17 protein-coding genes are annotated in these 15,910 nt (G+C 58.9%); 12 read left to right on the top strand and 5 right to left on the bottom strand.

What is annotated here, in order from left to right; translation table 11 throughout:
• Window positions 1-56: 56 nt before the first annotated feature.
• From HXW87_RS25765 to HXW87_RS25755, 3 genes are read right to left on the bottom strand one after another with little or no spacing between them, the layout of a single operon-like run.
• Complete coding sequence (locus tag HXW87_RS25765) at window positions 57-641, bottom strand: cob(I)yrinic acid a,c-diamide adenosyltransferase (protein WP_239777966.1); 585 nt, start codon at window positions 639-641, stop codon at window positions 57-59.
• A 3-nt stretch (window positions 642-644) separates the two neighbouring features.
• Window positions 645-2,681, bottom strand: a complete 2,037-nt coding sequence (locus tag HXW87_RS25760; RefSeq protein WP_047296063.1) for a HAMP domain-containing sensor histidine kinase — start codon at window positions 2,679-2,681, stop codon at window positions 645-647.
• A 45-nt stretch (window positions 2,682-2,726) separates the two neighbouring features.
• Window positions 2,727-3,644, bottom strand: a complete 918-nt coding sequence (locus HXW87_RS25755) for a putative 2-dehydropantoate 2-reductase (RefSeq protein ID WP_239777965.1) — start codon at window positions 3,642-3,644, stop codon at window positions 2,727-2,729.
• Between the two features lie 140 nt (window positions 3,645-3,784).
• On the opposite strand from HXW87_RS25755, the gene HXW87_RS25750 reads away from it, so the two are divergent.
• Window positions 3,785-4,270, top strand: coding sequence for a YajQ family cyclic di-GMP-binding protein (locus HXW87_RS25750; RefSeq protein WP_003227548.1), 486 nt, complete (start codon window positions 3,785-3,787; stop codon window positions 4,268-4,270).
• 138 nt (window positions 4,271-4,408) lie between these two features.
• Window positions 4,409-5,251 (top strand): mechanosensitive ion channel domain-containing protein, encoded by an 843-nt coding sequence (locus tag HXW87_RS25745; protein ID WP_047296061.1) that lies wholly within the window; start codon window positions 4,409-4,411, stop codon window positions 5,249-5,251.
• Window positions 5,252-5,369: 118 nt separating this feature from the next.
• Here HXW87_RS25745 and HXW87_RS25740 read toward each other — a convergent pair whose 3' ends face one another.
• Window positions 5,370-6,719: an OprD family porin gene (locus HXW87_RS25740; protein WP_041068541.1), complete on the bottom strand. Its 1,350-nt coding sequence runs from the start codon at window positions 6,717-6,719 to the stop codon at window positions 5,370-5,372.
• An 896-nt stretch (window positions 6,720-7,615) separates the two neighbouring features.
• Here HXW87_RS25740 and HXW87_RS25735 point away from each other — a divergent pair.
• Both HXW87_RS25735 and HXW87_RS25730 read left to right on the top strand, forming a co-directional pair.
• Window positions 7,616-8,041: an HIT domain-containing protein gene (locus HXW87_RS25735; protein ID WP_239777964.1), complete on the top strand. Its 426-nt coding sequence runs from the start codon at window positions 7,616-7,618 to the stop codon at window positions 8,039-8,041.
• Between the two features lie 3 nt (window positions 8,042-8,044).
• The gene (locus HXW87_RS25730; protein WP_131671155.1) at window positions 8,045-8,251 is read left to right on the top strand and encodes a SlyX family protein; all 207 of its coding nucleotides are present in this window, start codon (window positions 8,045-8,047) and stop codon (window positions 8,249-8,251) included.
• 72 nt (window positions 8,252-8,323) lie between these two features.
• On the opposite strand, the gene HXW87_RS29530 is transcribed toward HXW87_RS25730, so the two are convergent.
• On the bottom strand, window positions 8,324-8,926 hold the full coding sequence (locus tag HXW87_RS29530) for a cold-shock protein (protein WP_131671156.1): 603 nt from the start codon (window positions 8,924-8,926) through the stop codon (window positions 8,324-8,326).
• Between the two features lie 310 nt (window positions 8,927-9,236).
• Between HXW87_RS29530 and HXW87_RS25720 the strand changes: the two genes are divergently transcribed.
• The 8 genes from HXW87_RS25720 to ruvB all read left to right on the top strand — a co-directional run bounded on the left by HXW87_RS25720 (window position 9,237) and on the right by ruvB (window position 15,801).
• Window positions 9,237-9,707 (top strand): Dps family protein, encoded by a 471-nt coding sequence (locus tag HXW87_RS25720; protein WP_003227537.1) that lies wholly within the window; start codon window positions 9,237-9,239, stop codon window positions 9,705-9,707.
• 183 nt (window positions 9,708-9,890) lie between these two features.
• Window positions 9,891-10,241 (top strand): ribbon-helix-helix domain-containing protein, encoded by a 351-nt coding sequence (locus HXW87_RS25715; RefSeq protein ID WP_047296052.1) that lies wholly within the window; start codon window positions 9,891-9,893, stop codon window positions 10,239-10,241.
• Between the two features lie 118 nt (window positions 10,242-10,359).
• Window positions 10,360-10,581: a zinc ribbon domain-containing protein gene (locus HXW87_RS25710; protein WP_003227532.1), complete on the top strand. Its 222-nt coding sequence runs from the start codon at window positions 10,360-10,362 to the stop codon at window positions 10,579-10,581.
• A gap of 100 nt (window positions 10,582-10,681) precedes the next feature.
• Complete coding sequence (gene aspS, locus HXW87_RS25705; protein WP_095668473.1) at window positions 10,682-12,457, top strand: aspartate--tRNA ligase; 1,776 nt, start codon at window positions 10,682-10,684, stop codon at window positions 12,455-12,457.
• A 127-nt stretch (window positions 12,458-12,584) separates the two neighbouring features.
• Window positions 12,585-13,331, top strand: coding sequence for a YebC/PmpR family DNA-binding transcriptional regulator (locus tag HXW87_RS25700; RefSeq protein ID WP_003227527.1), 747 nt, complete (start codon window positions 12,585-12,587; stop codon window positions 13,329-13,331).
• Between the two features lie 157 nt (window positions 13,332-13,488).
• Window positions 13,489-14,016, top strand: a complete 528-nt coding sequence (ruvC, locus tag HXW87_RS25695; protein ID WP_007951206.1) for a crossover junction endodeoxyribonuclease RuvC — start codon at window positions 13,489-13,491, stop codon at window positions 14,014-14,016.
• 114 nt (window positions 14,017-14,130) lie between these two features.
• Window positions 14,131-14,739: a Holliday junction branch migration protein RuvA gene (gene ruvA / locus HXW87_RS25690; RefSeq protein ID WP_003227522.1), complete on the top strand. Its 609-nt coding sequence runs from the start codon at window positions 14,131-14,133 to the stop codon at window positions 14,737-14,739.
• Complete coding sequence (gene ruvB / locus HXW87_RS25685) at window positions 14,740-15,801, top strand: Holliday junction branch migration DNA helicase RuvB (RefSeq protein WP_041068559.1); 1,062 nt, start codon at window positions 14,740-14,742, stop codon at window positions 15,799-15,801.
• Window positions 15,802-15,910 lie beyond the last annotated feature (109 nt).

The raw sequence follows: 15,910 nt of genomic DNA, 5'->3' as shown, positions 1-15,910 counted from the left end.
GAACGACACAAAACCTTGTGGGAGCTGGCTTGCCAGCGATGGCGGCCGATCAAACACTACGTTCCTGAAGGCTTCGCCGCCGGCTGCCACAGAATCTCCGCAATCCCCTGCCGCCGTGCAATCAACCTTGCGGCCACAAACAGCAAATCCGACAACCGATTGATGTACGCCAACCCCACCCCGGCCAACGGCTCAATCGCATTCAAATGCTGACAGCGCCGCTCGGCACTGCGCGCCAGGCTGCGGCATACATGAGCCTGGGCGATCAGCATCGAACCGCCGGGCAGAATGAAATTCTCCAGCGGCCCCAATTCTTCATTCCACGCATCAATCGCTGCTTCCAGGCGCTCGATTTCCGCCGTGTTCAACGCCTGATAGGCCGGCATCGCCAGCTCACCGCCCAGATCGAACAAACGATGCTGGCAGGGGGCGAGCGCGTCGATCAGTTCATCCAAGCCCGGAAACGCTTCACGCTCGGCGATCAACCCGGCCAGCAGCACACCGACCTGACTGTTCAAAGTGTCGACTTCGCCAATGGCCTCGATGCGCGGGTGATCCTTGGGGACGCGGCGGCCATCGCCCAGGCCGGTTTCGCCTGTGTCGCCGGTGCGGGTGTAGATCTTCGACAAGCGAAAGCCCATGAGTTACCTCGTTGATTGATTGGTTTCGGCGGCGATGGCTGCCGGTTGGGTCAGCGGCAGGCGCAGGGTGAAACAGGTGCCCTGGCCGGGCGCCGATTGCACTTCCATCTGGCCTTTATGGTTGTTGGTAATGATGAAGTACGACACCGACAGCCCCAGTCCCGTGCCCTGGCCGATTTCCTTGGTGGTGAAAAAGGGCTCGAAGGTGCGTTTGCGCACGCTCTCGCTCATGCCAATGCCGTTGTCCTCGACCTGAATCTCGGCCCATGGCGGATTGAGTCGGGTCCGCAGAATGATCCGCCCCGGCTCGCTGTCGTCTTCGCGCTGGTGAATGGCTTGCGCGGCGTTTTTCAGCAGATTGAGCAGCACTTGTTCCAGTTCGTTGGCGGTGCCCGGCACCGGGCCGAGTGCCGGGTCGAACTGGCGGATGATCGCCTGCCCCTTGAAGTCGAAACCGATCGCCAGATCGAAGTCGTTGCCGGCAATTTCCACTGCTTGATCGATTAGCGCGGGCAAATCGCACGGGGCCATTTGCCGGGTGCTGCGCCGGCTGAAACTGAGCATGTGGGTGACGATTTTTGCTGCGCGGGCGCCGGCCTGCTGGATGCCGTCGAGCAACTTCGGCACTTCACGGCTTTGCAGGTAGCGGTTGACCGTGTCCAGCTCGATGCCGAGCTGTTCGGCGGTTTCGAGGTTCTTCGGCAGATCTGCCGACAGCCGCCGGCGAATGTTCTGCACGTTGTGCAGGATCGCACCGAGCGGGTTGTTGATCTCGTGGGCCATGCCGGCGGCGAGGCCACCGACCGAGAGCATCTTTTCCGATTGCACCATCATTTCTTCCAGCGACAGGCGCTGGGTGATGTCGTCGATGCGGATCACCACACCGCGCCCGGCACCGCCCATCAGCGGGTAGAAGGTCAGGGCGTAATGCTTGGGTTCGTCGTCCTTGAACCAGGTCACCCGCTCGATCTTCGCCACCGTGTGTTCTTCCACGGTCTGCTTGAGTTGCGGCAGAAACGGCTTGAGCGGTTCGAAGGCGAGGAAGATCGGCTGGTTCAACGCTTCATCCAGGCGCGTGCCGGAGAGGGCGCTGGCCTCCTGGTTCCACTGCGTCACGTAGAGCTGCTCATCGAGGGCGATCAGCGCCGAGGGCATGGAGTCGATGATGCTGTTGAGGTAGTTCTGGAAGCCGGTGAGCTTCTTCTCGATCTTGCTGCGCACCTGGACTTCCAGCTCCAGCTTGCGGTTGGTGTGGCGGGTTTCTTCGGCCAGGCCCTGAGCCTGATCGTAGGCGGCCTGCGAGTCATCGCGGGCACGCTTGAGCTGTTGCTCGCGGGCTTCGATGCGCGAGAGCATGGTGTTGAACGCTTCGGCGAGGCTGCCGATTTCGTCGTGATTGCCGCGCGAGGCGCGCAGGGCATAGTTCTCTTCGCGAGTGACCTGACGCGACAGCTCTTCCAGCTCATGAATCGGGCGGGTGATCAGGCGTTTGATCTGCCGCGCAATCACCAGCCACAGCAGCACACTGAAAATCAGGATACCGAGACTGGCAGTCAGGGTGCCGGTGTAAAACGCCATCGGCAGTTCACTGCTGGCCACCAGCAGCAGATGACCCGGTGCAGTGCCCGGGCGAGGCAGGGTGATCAACTGGTTGCTGCGAAACTCGGTGAGTTGCCAGGCTTCGATGTGCCGATAGCGTTCCGGCAGATTGAGTTTGTCGCCACGCTGCACCTGAGCGAGACGGTCACCTTTGCCGTCATACAGCGCTGCCGCGCGCAGCGGCGAATAACTGTCGAGTTCCTTGAGCAGGCGTTCGGCGCTTTGTGGCGATTCCAGGGCTTGCGCGACCAGGCTCGGATTGGAGATCAGCCGGCCAATGGTCTGCAGCGCCTGTGGCGCCATGCTTTCCTGGGAAATGTAATAGGCGGCGCTGATAAAGGTCAGGTTGGCGACCAGCAGAACGGTGGTCAACAACACCAGCAGGGCGGCCAGCAGTTTCTGGCCGACCGGCAGGTTTTCGAGGCGCTGGCGCAATGGCATCAGGTTTATCGCAGCAAAGGAACAAGTGGCCAGCGTAGCCGCTGCTCAGTCGCTGGGCAATCCAAGGCTGCGCAGATGCTCGACCAGACGCTGCTGCAATTGCGTGAGGTGCGGCAGGTTCAGTTGATGACGGGTGGCGACTTTGCAGGCGTGGCCCAGCAGGTAGCTGATTTCGGTGCGGCGCCGGTTCGCCACGTCCTGATACATCGACGAGTAGTTGGCCGCTGTGGCATGGATCACCCGCTCGACTTCCTGCTGCAGATCGAGCGCGGCTGCCGGTTGACCGCAACGCTCCAGCAACTCGGCCAGTTCCGCGCACAGCGTGGCGACTTCGCATTGATGCTGCTCCAGTCCGCCGTTACGGCAATCGTGAAGCACGGTCAGTGGATTGATCGCGCAATTGAGCGCCAGTTTGCGCCACAGCCGGGTGAGGATGTCGGTGCTCCATTCATGGGGGATGTTCGCCGCTTGCAGGTCGTCCAGCCAGATCGGCGCCACCGGATGACCGGCATCGCCCAGCCAGGTGAAACCGTGACCGGCAAACACCACGCGCCAGTCGCCGTCGCGGAACGCGCCTTCGGTGCTGGAGGCGCTGATGCAGCGTGCTTGCGGAACCACCGTTGCGACCGCGTCCTGACTGCCGAGGCCGTTCTGCAGCAGGATCAGCTCGGCATCTGCGCTCAGGCGCGGGGCGAGGCGGGCGACCGCGCTTTCGGCGTCATAGGCTTTGCAGGCGACCAGCAGGCGACGGATCCGCTCCGGGTCAGCTGCCGTTTGCGCGGGGACCGCATAGGTGGTGGCTGCGCCGTGCTCGACCAGGGTCAGCCCGCCGGCCGCCTGATAGCTGCGCAAACGTTCGGCATCACGCACGATCAGCCGCACCGGCAGACCCGCGCGGGCCAGACGCGTGGCCCAGAGGGTGCCGAGGCTGCCGGCGCCGAGAACGTGCCAGGGGGTGGACATCAGTTTTTCACTCGGTAAGGTACTGGCATGCAAGGCTCGCCGTATCGGTGGGAAAAGACCCGTTATAATGAGCCGGATTTTAACCGCAAGCCAAGCGCGCTCCCTCCTGATCGAGCGCGCCTTTTTATTGGAGAGACTACATGCCGTCGTTCGACGTGGTATCCGAACTGGACAAACACGAGCTGACCAACGCGGTCGAGAACGCCGTGAAGGAACTCGATCGTCGCTATGACCTGAAAGGCAAAGGCAGCTTCGAGTTCAAGGAAAAGGACCTGACCGTCAACCTCACCGCTGAAGCCGGGTTCCAGCTGGAAGCGATGATCGAGATCCTGAAGCTGGCCCTGACCAAGCGCAAGATCGATGTGCAGTGCCTTGAAGTCAAAGACGCTTACGCCTCGGGCAAGCTGATGAAGCAGGACGCGATCCTCAAGGAAGGCATCGACAAGGAGCTGGCGAAGAAAATCGTCGCGCACATCAAGGATGCCAAGCTCAAGGTGCAGGCCGCCATTCAGGGCGAACAGGTGCGTGTGACCGGCAAGAAACGCGATGACCTGCAGGAAGCCATCGCAGCCCTGCGCGCCAAGGAATTCGGCATGCCGCTGCAGTTCAACAACTTCCGCGACTAAGCGTCCCCATGCGGAACCTCTCGGCGTTTTCAGCGTCCGAGGCCCCAACAACGGCAGAAACGATTGAGCCTCAATGGACTCGGTCTTTCTGCCGCTGATTTTTTACAGCCCGGGTAGCCGGACATCAGGAGATGGAAGATGGATTTGAATGCTGAGGTAGACAACCTGGTCAAGGCGTCCCAGGCGTGGATTCCGATGATCATGGAATACGGCAGCCGTGTGTTGCTGGCGGTGATTACCCTGGCCATTGGCTGGTGGTTGATCAACAAGGTCACGCAAAAGCTCGGCGGTCTGCTTGCGCTGCGTAATGCCGACCTGGCGCTGCAAGGCTTTATCAGCAGCCTGGCGAACATCATCCTCAAGGTGCTGCTGATCGTCAGCGTCGCCTCGATGATCGGCGTGGAAACCACCTCGTTCGTGGCCGCGATCGGTGCTGCCGGCCTGGCCATCGGTCTGGCGTTGCAGGGCAGCCTGGCTAACTTCGCTGGCGGCGTGCTGATTCTGCTGTTCCGTCCGTTCCGTATCGGCGACTGGATCGAAGCGCAAGGCGTGGCGGGTACTGTCGACAGCATCCAGATTTTCCACACCGTGCTGCGTACCGGTGACAACAAGACCATCATCGTCCCGAACGGCAATCTGTCGAACGGCATCATCACCAACACCAACCGTCAGCCAACCCGCAAGGTGGTGTTCGACGTGGGTGTGGATTACGAAGCGGATCTGCAGAAAGCCCGTCAGGTGCTGCTGGATCTGGCCAAGGATGAGCGCGTATTGCAGGACCCTGCGCCACAAGCGGTCATTTCGACGCTGGGTGACAGTTCGATCACTGTTTCCCTGCGTGTATGGGTTAAAACTGCAGACTACTGGGACGTGATGTTCATGTTTAACGAACAGTCGCGTGATCGTTTGAAGGCGGCCGGTATTGATATTCCGTTTCCACAGCGGGTGATTCGTGTGGTTCAGGAAACAGCTACACAATGATAGGTTGCTAATTAAATGCCTGACTTGTTGGTCAGGCATTTATGACAAGTGACAGGCAATAAAAAAGGCCCATCCGAAGATGGGCCTTTTTTTATGCTTCCAAACTAACCACTGACAATTACAGGATGTTCAGCGGGTATTCGGTGATCAGGCGGAACTCTTTAACGTCGCCTTCGCCTTCGTCAGCGTTAGCAACGTGCCAGGCTTGACGGATGCGGAAGGACAGGTCTTTCGCTGGGCCAGACTGAACAACGTACTTGGCTTCGAAGTTGGTTTCGTGGTGTTTACCGTCTTCACCGTACAGGCCGGCGTAAGCGCTACCTGCTGGAGTGTGGGTACCGTCGATATCCCAACCTTTAACGTAACGAACCATGAAGCTCAGGCCAGGAACGCCGTACTCGGCCATTTTCAGGTCGTAACGGGCTTGCAGGGATTTCTCGCCTGCACCGTTGAAGTCGGAGTACTGGATGGAGTTGGCGAGGAAGATCGAGTCGCCACCACGGTTGTTCTTGCCTACGCCGATGTAGTCGAACGGAGTGTCGCCGTTGACCTTCTGGAAGGCCAGGGTGAAGGTGTGTGCCTTCAGGAACGACAGGGCGGTTGCCAGCGAGAAGGCGGTGTTGCTGATGTCGCCCGCTTTGGCGCTGCCGGTGTCGGTGGTGCGGTAGATGTTGAAGTCAGTATTCAGCGAAGTGTCGCCACCGAATGGGGTGGTGAGGTTCACGTTGGCGTAGTACTGGTTCCAGATGTCTTCCAGCTTGGCGCCGTACAGCGAGGCAGTCAGGTTGTCAGTGATGCCGTATTTGCCACCGAAGTAGTCGATGTTTTTGGCCTCAACACCCGCGTAAGTGGCGTAAAGGCCGCCTTCACGAGCGTTTTTGTCCTGGCTGGTGGCCGAGTAGAAGTGACCGGCTTCGAGGTCAAGGTCTTTGACTTCGCTGCTCTGCAACTGGAAGCCAGTGGCGGTTTGCGGAAGGATACGGGAGCCGCCAACAGCGAATACCGGAGCGGTGCTTGGCTGCATGTCGCCAAATTTCAGCTCGGTTTTGGAGATGCGGAATTTAACGGCTGCGCCGGCTTTGCCTTGGCTGTCGTTAACGTCGTGTGCATAACCGTTGGCTTTGACGGTGTCGCTACGGCTCATGTTACCGGTGCCGGAAGTACCATCACCGCCATCCAGTTTGACCGCCAGGTAACCGAATGCATCGATACCGACGCCTACGGTGCCTTGGGTGTAACCGGAAGTGAAGTTACCGAGAAAGCCCTGAGTCCAGTCTTTCTGGTCGTGGCCGCCGTTCTTGTTGTCGCGGTTGAAGTAGTAGTTCTTCAACGTTTCGGTGAGTTTTGCGTCTTCAACGAAACCTTTGGCTTCTGCCTGGTCACTAACAAACGGGGCGGCCGTAGCCAACTGAGTGCTGGCTGCTGCTGCAACTGCCAGTGCGATTGTGCTCCACTTCATCACGCGCATCGTGATTTGCTCCTTTGGTTTTAGAAGAGTACTGCCGTCCCACCTGTTTTATTATCTGGGCGGCTCTTTCTTTTTGTGTCGGCGCAAACTTATATCACGCCGACAATGTTGGCGATACTTGCTCATACAACCTTTCATGATCTTTACGACGACGTCGCAAACAGCTGGGTTGATGTCGCAAATTCACGTTACCCATGCAGCCGGGCTGACAACTTTATCGCTGTTTCTGGGCCTTTTTGCATCGGTAAAAAAGAGTCCCTGGCAAAACACTTGAATCTCCATTGGGGCAACCCTGCCACCGTATTTGTTTGGTCTCAAGCTGCCACTTCCCGTGGTGCGCTTATAGGCCATGTGTGTCTTAATGCAACAAGCGTGCACAAAGTGCAGGGTTGCCACGTTTATTTTTCTGCACACCCGCCTTTCACTGTAAAAACCGCATAAAAACGGGGGTTCAAGCCCTTTTGTATCAGGGGCTTGACGCATACCTTTGCATCGTGTTGTCAGGTTCGCGTGGGGCCATGACAACCAAAAACGTTACCGGTTCACCCCGTCAGTGAGTATTTGGCGGATGCCCGACGCACTGAGCGTAGACGCACTGTGCGGTTTTGGTGCAAAAAATTTACAGGCTGTACCGGATTCATACAGCTTGTGACGAGCCTGCTGTCGATTGGACCTGCCCATTTCGGGTGTTTGCCCGTGTCCGGGCACCGTCCTGGCGCTGTAATGGTGCGCGGTCTCTGCAAATGTCCCTTGCCTGGGCTTTGATGGCCTGGGCGGCCACGGCGCTCGTGAAGCCTGATGGATTCGCAGGTATGCTGCCTGCCTGTCGCTTGGTGTGTCGCCTGTCTTTCACGGCCGCTAAGCTGAATTATGTCGATCAGCCGGGAGTGCACGCAGTGTTTGCTTTAGATTCACGACTTCAACAGGACACCCTGACCATCGGTGACTTCCCGCTCTGCCGGCTGCTGCTGTCCAACGATGCCAATTACCCGTGGTTCATCCTGGTGCCACGTCGCGACGATATCAGCGAGTTGTTTCAGTTGGATGTCGCCGATCAGCAGCAGTTGTGGCAGGAGACCACGGCGCTGGCCGAGCTGCTGAAGGATCTGTTCGACGCCGACAAGTTGAACGTTGCGACGCTGGGCAACGTTGTCAGCCAGTTGCACATGCATGTGATCGTGCGCAAGCGTGATGACGCGGCATGGCCGGCGCCGGTCTGGGGTAAACACCCGGCAAGACCCTACAGCGCCGAAGAGGTTGCGGGCATTCGTGAACGGCTGCATCTGGTGCTGACCGAAGACTTCACGTTTCTGGAGGGTTGAACCATGAACCTTGAAGAACGCGTTACCGATCTGGAAAGCCGCCTGGCGTTTCAGGATGACACCATTCAGGCGTTGAACGATGAGCTGGTGGCGCAGCAGCGCGTGATCGAACGCCTGCAACTGCAGATGGCGGCTCTGATCAAGCGTCAGGAAGAGATGGTTGGGCAGTTCGACTCTTTCGAGGAAGAAGCGCCACCGCCGCATTACTGATGCCAACACATTTGTGCAGGCGTAAAAAAACCGCGAGCAGCGTGGCTGCTCGCGGTTTTTTGTTGCCTCGAATCAGCGACGCGGCAGGGCGGCGATCACGTCCTCGGCTTGCAGGCCTTTGTCCCGGTTCATCACCGAGAACTCCACGCGTTGGCCTTCAACCAGGACGCGGTGGCCTTCGCCACGGATTGCACGAAAGTGCACGAAAATATCATCGCCGGAATCCCGGGAGATGAAGCCGAAGCCTTTGGAGGTGTTGAACCACTTGACGGTACCGGTATCGCGGTTGCTCATGTCATAGGTAGTCGGTGCGGCGGCCGGTGAAGACTTGTAGAAGCTGATGGCCAGATGCAGGATCACGGCAATCAGTGCAATCACCAGGCTGAACAACACGGCCGGTTGACCGGCGATGACAGGCATCGGTGCAATCAGAGTCAGGGTTTGCAGGACGACAGTCAGCACGAGAAGAGCGCTGACCAGATTTTGCAAATGCTGGCGCGGGCCTTTGTTCCAGTAAGGAATTACAGGAGCGATGACCAGGTTCAGCAGGCCGAAAAGGGCCAGATAAAGTGCATCGGGTTGTTGCAGGTAAGGAACGGCTTCGGCTTTCAAGCTGGGTATGAACGACAGCAGCAAGGCCGCTGCGCCCATTAGCAGGTGGACGATTTTCAACATTTTGATTGGCTCACGTTATGACGGCTCACAAGGAAGAGCTGAAGGCGCACGGTTCGCTTCGGAAACAATAAAGAGGCGTTGGACACGTGCCCGGCATCAGCCTATGCGCGAGGCCCCGAAAAATGGGGCATGGCGACACACTGCCTATTTAACAGCAAAGCCTGCAGCGACTCAAATCACCCCGGCCAGCGGCACCTGCCCGGTCGATTTGTCGCACGGCTAGCGAAAATTGCCGGCTGCGAGGTCGCGGCTGCCTTGCTAGAGTGGGTCTGCACCTGTTGGATGAATTCAATCGCCTTAGGGGGTAAGCATGGCAATCGATATCGGTATCAGTGAAGAAGACCGCAAGTCCATCGTCGAGGGGCTGTCGCGGTTGTTGTCGGACACCTATGTGCTGTATCTGAAAACCCATAACTTCCATTGGAACGTCACGGGTCCCATGTTCAGGACCCTGCATCTGATGTTCGAAGAACAATACAACGAGCTGGCGCTGGCGGTGGATCTGATCGCCGAGCGTATCCGGGCCCTGGGTTTTCCGGCGCCGGGTGCCTACGCGACTTACGCGCGACTCTCCTCCATTAAAGAGGAAGTCGGGGTGCCAAGCGCCGAGGACATGATCAAGCAGTTGGTCGAGGGCCAAGAGGCCGTGACTCGCACCGCTCGCGGGATCTTCCCGCTGCTGGACAAGGTCAGTGACGAGCCGACAGCCGACTTGCTGACCCAGCGCATGCAGGTGCATGAGAAGACCGCATGGATGCTGCGCGCGTTGCTTGAGACCTGACAAGCCTTTGCGCGGATGTCCGGGGGGATGTCCGCGTGCTGTTTCAAATCTTACTGAACATGTCGGCTTATCCTACGTTGCTGGGCAACTAGTCATCTGGCGCTGACTTTGCGTCTGCGTTTTTATGAAGGCACAGGATGTTGTCTTTATTACAAGCAGCGATGGCAAAGGAGTGTCAGCGATATGGTAGGTGGAGACAGGCGATGCGAGCATGTCGGTTCGCAACGGGAAATGAAGGTCGATCCGTTTGTCGGCGATTTTGATTTTGAGTTGATCCGGCCGCTGGCAAGGTCAGTGCGTTTGAACGGGTTTGCCACTTGCTTGAGGCTCGAGCAGGTTTACTGGAACATTCTTGGTGACATGGCCGGGCACAACGGCTGTTCGGTCAGCACGCTGCTGTCACATGTGGACCGTGAAGTGCACCTGCGCCACGGCGGGGTCAAAAACTTCAGCGGTCTGGTGCGGGTGGTGTGTGTGATGAATGGTCTGCGGGATACCCCGGCGGCCGTCATGCCCGGAACGACCAATACTTGAAATGACGTGGCGGGCTGTGCAGTCTTACGGCTGCACAGCCCGCATTTAATGGATATAATCCCGCTCTTTCGCCGCAAAGCCCTGCGCGCGGTGGCAATCTGATCGCCGAGACACCCCCATGCCGATGTACGATTACCAATGTGCTTCCTGTGGTCATCAGTTGGAAGCCATTCAAAAGATCAGCGAGGCACCGCTGGTCGACTGCCCTGCCTGTCAGGCGCCAGAGCTCAAAAAACAGCTGTCCATGCCGGGTTTCCGCCTCAGCGGCAGCGGTTGGTACGAGACCGATTTCAAGACCGGAGCCAAGAAGAATCTGGCCGGTGGCGACAAATCTGACTAGGGTTCAGGCCCAGGTCGAACGACACGCGTGAGATTCCGCAGTGCTTGAGTGCGACGGGATCTCCACCGAATTTCGAATTACGAGAAGCGAAACCACTACCATGATGCGCAGCCATTATTGCGGCCAACTGAACGAAAGCCTGGAAGGCCAGGAAATTACCCTTTGCGGATGGGTTCACCGTCGTCGCGACCACGGCGGGGTGATTTTCCTCGATATCCGTGATCGTGATGGTCTGGCGCAGGTGGTGTTCGATCCGGATCGCGCCGAAAGCTTCGCCGCCGCCGATCGCGTGCGCAGCGAGTACGTGGTGAAGATCACCGGCAAGGTACGTCTGCGTCCGGCCGGGGCAACCAACGCCAACATGGCGTCGGGCATGATCGAAGTGCTGGGCTACGAGCTGGAAGTGCTGAACGAAGCGGAAACCCCGCCGTTCCCGCTCAACGAATACTCCGACGTCGGCGAAGAAACCCGTCTGCGCTACCGCTTCCTCGATCTGCGTCGTCCGGAAATGGCCGAGAAGCTGCGTCTGCGTTCGCGTATGACTACCAGCATCCGTCGCTTCCTCGACGAGAACGGCTTCCTCGACGTGGAGACGCCGATCCTGACCCGCGCGACCCCGGAAGGTGCTCGCGACTACCTGGTGCCGAGCCGTACCCACGCCGGTTCCTTCTTCGCCTTGCCGCAATCGCCTCAGTTGTTCAAGCAACTGCTGATGGTTGCCGGTTTCGACCGTTACTACCAGATCGCCAAGTGCTTCCGCGACGAAGACCTGCGTGCCGACCGTCAGCCTGAGTTCACTCAGATCGACATCGAGACCAGCTTCCTCGACGAAAAAGACATCATGGGCCTGACCGAAGGCATGATCCGCAACCTGTTCAAGGAAGTGCTGGATCTGGAATTCGGCGAATTCCCGCACATGACCTTCGAAGAAGCCATGCGTCGTTACGGTTCCGACAAGCCGGACCTGCGTAACCCGCTGGAGCTGGTCGACGTTGCCGATCAGCTCAAGGAAGTCGAATTCAAGGTCTTCAGCGGCCCGGCCAACGATCCGAAATGCCGTATCGCTGCACTGCGTGTTCCAGGCGGGGCGAGCATGCCGCGCAAGCAGATCGACGACTACACCAAGTTCGTCGGCATCTACGGTGCCAAGGGCCTGGCGTACATCAAGGTCAACGAGCGCGCTGCCGGTGTTGACGGTCTGCAATCGCCGATCGTGAAAAACATCCCTGAAGCCAACCTGAACGTGATCCTTGATCGCGTTGGTGCAGTTGACGGCGACATCGTGTTCTTCGGCGCCGACAAGGCCAAGATCGTCAGCGAAGCCCTGGGCGCGCTGCGTATCAAGCTGGGCCACGACCTCGACCTGTTGACCTGCAAGTGGGCGCCAATGTGGGTCGTCGACTTCCCGATGTTCGAAGAAAACGACGACGGCAGCTTCTCGGCGCTGCACCACCCGTTCACTGCGCCGAAGTGCTCGCCTGAAGAGCTGGAAGCCAATCCGGCTGGCGCTCTGTCCCGTGCCTACGACATGGTACTGAACGGCACCGAGCTGGGTGGCGGTTCGATCCGTATCCACCGCAAGGAAATGCAGCAAGCGGTGTTCCGCCTGCTGGGCATCAACGAAGCGGAACAGGAAGAGAAGTTCGGCTTCCTGCTCGACGCGCTGAAGTACGGTGCGCCGCCGCACGGTGGTCTGGCCTTCGGTCTGGACCGTCTGGTGATGCTGATGACCGGCGCCCAGTCGATCCGTGAAGTGATCGCCTTCCCGAAAACCCAGAGTGCTGCGGACGTCATGACGCAAGCGCCGGGTGTGGTGGATGCCAAGGCACTGCGCGAGCTGCACATTCGTTTGCGCGAAACGCCAAAGGCTGAGTAAGACGGGCCTGAAGGCGCATCTTCGGATGCGCCTTTTTTCTTTCTATAGAGAGCAGGTCGAGATTTTTTGTTGGCTGGCCTCTGCGTGAGCAGGGCGGGCAACGTTTCAAGAGAATTCGGAGCGAGTTATGGCAGGTCATTCCAAGTGGGCGAACATCAAGCACCGCAAAGAACGTCAGGATGCCAAGAGAGGCAAGATCTTCACCAAGTGGATCCGTGAACTGACTGTTGCGGCCCGTCAGGGCGGCGGCGATCCGGGTTCCAACCCGCGTCTGCGTCTGGCTCTGGACAAGGCCCTCGGCGCGAACATGAGCCGCGACATCATCGACCGCGCCGTGGCGCGTGGCGCCGGTGCGACCGAAGCGGACAACGTTGAAGAGCTGACCTATGAAGGTTACGGTCCGGGTGGCGTGGCGGTGATGGTCGAATGCATGACCGACAACCGCAACCGCACCGCTGCAGCCGTCCGCCATGCATTCAGCAAATGCGGCGGCAACCTCGGCACCGACGGGTCGGTCGCGTACCTGTTCGAGCGCAAGGGTCAGATCAGCTTCGCCCCGGGCGTCGATGAAGACGCTTTGACCGAAGCGGCGCTGGAAGCCGATGCCGACGACGTGGTCAGCCATGAAGACGGCTCGATCGACGTGTTCACCTCGTTCACCAGCTTCTATGCCGTGCGTAACGCGCTGGAAGCGGCCGGGTTCAAGGGCGACGACGCGGAAATCGTCATGCAGCCGACCACCAGCGCCGAACTGGATCTGGAAGGCGCGGAGAAGGTGCTCAAGCTGATCGACATGCTTGAGGATCTGGATGACGTGCAGAACGTCTATTCCAACGCGGACATTCCGGAAGACGTGGCGGCTCAGCTCGGTTGACGCAAAATAGAAAGGTCGCAGTTTTTGATGGCTCTACAATTCACCTGTAGGAGCTGCCGAAGGCTGCGATCTTTCTGCTTTTAAAAGATCAAAAGATCGCAGCCTTCGGCAGCTCCTGGATGTACCCTCAGCTTTCGCATCAATTTCTGCAGGCGTTATGACATTAATTCTGGGTATCGACCCCGGCTCGCGCATCACCGGTTACGGGATTGTTCGCGATACCGGACGTGGCGGCTGCATCTATGTGGCCTCGGGCTGCATCCGTACCGGCGCCGGCGAGCTGCATGAGCGGCTGCAGATCGTTTATCGCGGCGTGCGTGAAATCATTCAGACCTATGGCCCGGTGACCATGGGCATCGAAAAAGTGTTCATGGCGAAAAACGCTGATTCCGCGCTCAAGCTCGGGCAGGCTCGCGGCGCCGCCATTGTGGCCGGCGCCGAGGAGAGCCTGGAGATTGCCGAGTACACCGCGACTCAGGTCAAGCAAGCCGTGGTCGGCACCGGCGCGGCCAATAAAGAACAGGTGCAGATGATGGTCATGCACATGCTCAAGCTGACCAGCAAGCCGCAGATCGATGCCTCGGATGCCCTGGCCATTGCCATTTGTCACGCACATACCCGTTCCAGTCTGCTGCCGCATGGTTTGGGAACCGCACGCAGTCGTGGCGGGCGCCTGCGTCTCTGATAGCATCAGCAATCATTTTTGCGGAATGCGGATTTCGCGCCTGGGTCGTCGGCCCGATTCCCGCCTTCCATCTGTCGCCAGCCCACGGCTGGCCAACGCTCAAGGATCTGAAACGTGATTGGACGCTTGCGCGGCACCCTGGCTGAGAAACAGCCGCCGCACCTGATTCTGGATGTAAACGGCCTCGGGTATGAGCTGGAAGTGCCCATGACCACCCTTTATCGTCTGCCGTCGGTCGGTGAACCGCTGACGCTGCACACCCATTTGGTCGTACGCGAAGACGCGCAGTTACTCTATGGTTTCGCCGGCAAGCGTGAGCGAGACTTTTTTCGTGAGCTGATCCGTCTCAATGGTGTCGGGCCGAAACTGGCCCTGGCCCTGATGTCGAGTCTGGAAGTCGATGAGCTGATCCGCTGCGTGCAATCGCAGGATACCTCGGCGTTGACCAAGGTGCCCGGTGTTGGCAAGAAAACCGCTGAGCGCCTGTTGGTCGAACTCAAGGATCGCTTCAAGGCCTGGGAAACCTCGCCAGCCATGTTCGCTCTGGTGCCGAACCAGCCGGACGGCCCGGCGCCGGTCAACACTGCCGAGAACGATGCCGTCAGTGCGCTGATTTCCCTGGGCTACAAGCCGCAGGAAGCGAGCAAGGCGATTACCGCCATCAAGGACAAGAATTTGAGCAGTGAAGACCTGATCCGCCGCGCCCTGAAGGGAATGATTTAAGTGATTGAAGCTGATCGTCTGATCGCCGCCGCGCACAGTCCGCGCGAGCGCGAAGAAGTCCAGGATCGGGCCATCCGCCCGGTCAGTCTGGCCGACTATATTGGCCAGCCGACCGTGCGCGAGCAGATGGAACTGTTCATCCAGGCGGCGCGTGGCCGTAGTGAATCCCTCGACCACACGCTGATTTTCGGCCCGCCGGGGCTGGGTAAAACCACGCTGGCCAACATCATCGCCGAGGAAATGGGCGTGTCGATCAAGAGCACGTCCGGCCCGGTACTTGAGCGTCCGGGCGATCTGGCGGCTCTGCTGACCAATCTTGAACCACACGACGTGTTGTTCATCGATGAAATCCATCGTCTGTCGCCCATCGTTGAAGAAGTGCTGTACCCGGCGATGGAAGATTTCCAGCTCGACATCATGATCGGCGAAGGGCCGGCGGCACGCTCGATCAAGCTTGATCTGCCACCGTTCACTCTCGTGGGCGCCACAACCCGTGCCGGCATGCTGACCAATCCGTTGCGTGACCGCTTCGGTATCGTCCAGCGTCTTGAGTTCTACAGCACGGCGGATCTGGCGACGATTGTCAGTCGTTCGGCGTCTATTCTCGGACTGCCGCTGGATCCGGAAGGCTCTTTTGAAATTGCTCGTCGTGCCCGCGGTACGCCGCGGATCGCCAACCGTCTGCTGCGGCGGGTACGCGATTTTGCCGAAGTGCGGGCCAAGGGCCACATCACCAAGTCGGTGGCCGATCTGGCGTTGAACCTGCTGGACGTCGACGAACACGGTTTCGATCACCAGGACCGGCGCTTGCTGCTGACCATGATCGAGAAGTTCGATGGCGGTCCGGTGGGCATCGACAGTCTGGCGGCGGCGATCAGTGAAGAGCGCCACACCATCGAGGACGTGCTGGAGCCGTACCTGATTCAACAGGGCTACATCATGCGTACGCCACGGGGCAGGGTGGTGACACGGCATGCGTACCTGCATTTCGGTTTAAACATTCCGTCACGAATGGGCGAGATGCCCGTGGCAGACGAGTTTCTCGATGCCGTGGACGATTGATACACATTTTTTGGCGATTTATTCAGCGTTTGTACTGTCACAGGACGGTACTTTTGCGGTAAAGCCTTAAACACTGAAAAAACAGTTGCCTGGCCGGATTGGCAACCCG

The organism is Pseudomonas sp. Y5-11 (assembly GCF_022368695.1).
Taxonomy (GTDB): Bacteria; Pseudomonadota; Gammaproteobacteria; order Pseudomonadales; family Pseudomonadaceae; genus Aquipseudomonas; species Aquipseudomonas parakoreensis.
The sequence above is the reverse complement of the archived record's forward strand: the minus strand, read 5'-3'. Positions and strand labels throughout refer to the sequence as shown.

What these genes read in the sequence shown, in the direction of transcription:
- HXW87_RS25765 (WP_239777966.1), bottom strand. Translation starts at nt 641, where the DNA reads ATGGGCTTTCGCTTGTCGAAGATCTACACCCGCACCGGCGACACAGGC.
- HXW87_RS25760 (WP_047296063.1), bottom strand. Translation starts at nt 2,681, where the DNA reads ATGCCATTGCGCCAGCGCCTCGAAAACCTGCCGGTCGGCCAGAAACTG.
- HXW87_RS25755 (WP_239777965.1), bottom strand. Translation starts at nt 3,644, where the DNA reads ATGTCCACCCCCTGGCACGTTCTCGGCGCCGGCAGCCTCGGCACCCTC.
- HXW87_RS25750 (WP_003227548.1), top strand. Translation starts at nt 3,785, where the DNA reads ATGCCGTCGTTCGACGTGGTATCCGAACTGGACAAACACGAGCTGACC.
- HXW87_RS25745 (WP_047296061.1), top strand. Translation starts at nt 4,409, where the DNA reads ATGGATTTGAATGCTGAGGTAGACAACCTGGTCAAGGCGTCCCAGGCG.
- HXW87_RS25740 (WP_041068541.1), bottom strand. Translation starts at nt 6,719, where the DNA reads ATGCGCGTGATGAAGTGGAGCACAATCGCACTGGCAGTTGCAGCAGCA.
- HXW87_RS25730 (WP_131671155.1), top strand. Translation starts at nt 8,045, where the DNA reads ATGAACCTTGAAGAACGCGTTACCGATCTGGAAAGCCGCCTGGCGTTT.
- HXW87_RS29530 (WP_131671156.1), bottom strand. Translation starts at nt 8,926, where the DNA reads ATGTTGAAAATCGTCCACCTGCTAATGGGCGCAGCGGCCTTGCTGCTG.
- HXW87_RS25720 (WP_003227537.1), top strand. Translation starts at nt 9,237, where the DNA reads ATGGCAATCGATATCGGTATCAGTGAAGAAGACCGCAAGTCCATCGTC.
- HXW87_RS25715 (WP_047296052.1), top strand. Translation starts at nt 9,891, where the DNA reads ATGGTAGGTGGAGACAGGCGATGCGAGCATGTCGGTTCGCAACGGGAA.
- HXW87_RS25710 (WP_003227532.1), top strand. Translation starts at nt 10,360, where the DNA reads ATGCCGATGTACGATTACCAATGTGCTTCCTGTGGTCATCAGTTGGAA.
- aspS (WP_095668473.1), top strand. Translation starts at nt 10,682, where the DNA reads ATGATGCGCAGCCATTATTGCGGCCAACTGAACGAAAGCCTGGAAGGC.
- HXW87_RS25700 (WP_003227527.1), top strand. Translation starts at nt 12,585, where the DNA reads ATGGCAGGTCATTCCAAGTGGGCGAACATCAAGCACCGCAAAGAACGT.
- ruvC (WP_007951206.1), top strand. Translation starts at nt 13,489, where the DNA reads ATGACATTAATTCTGGGTATCGACCCCGGCTCGCGCATCACCGGTTAC.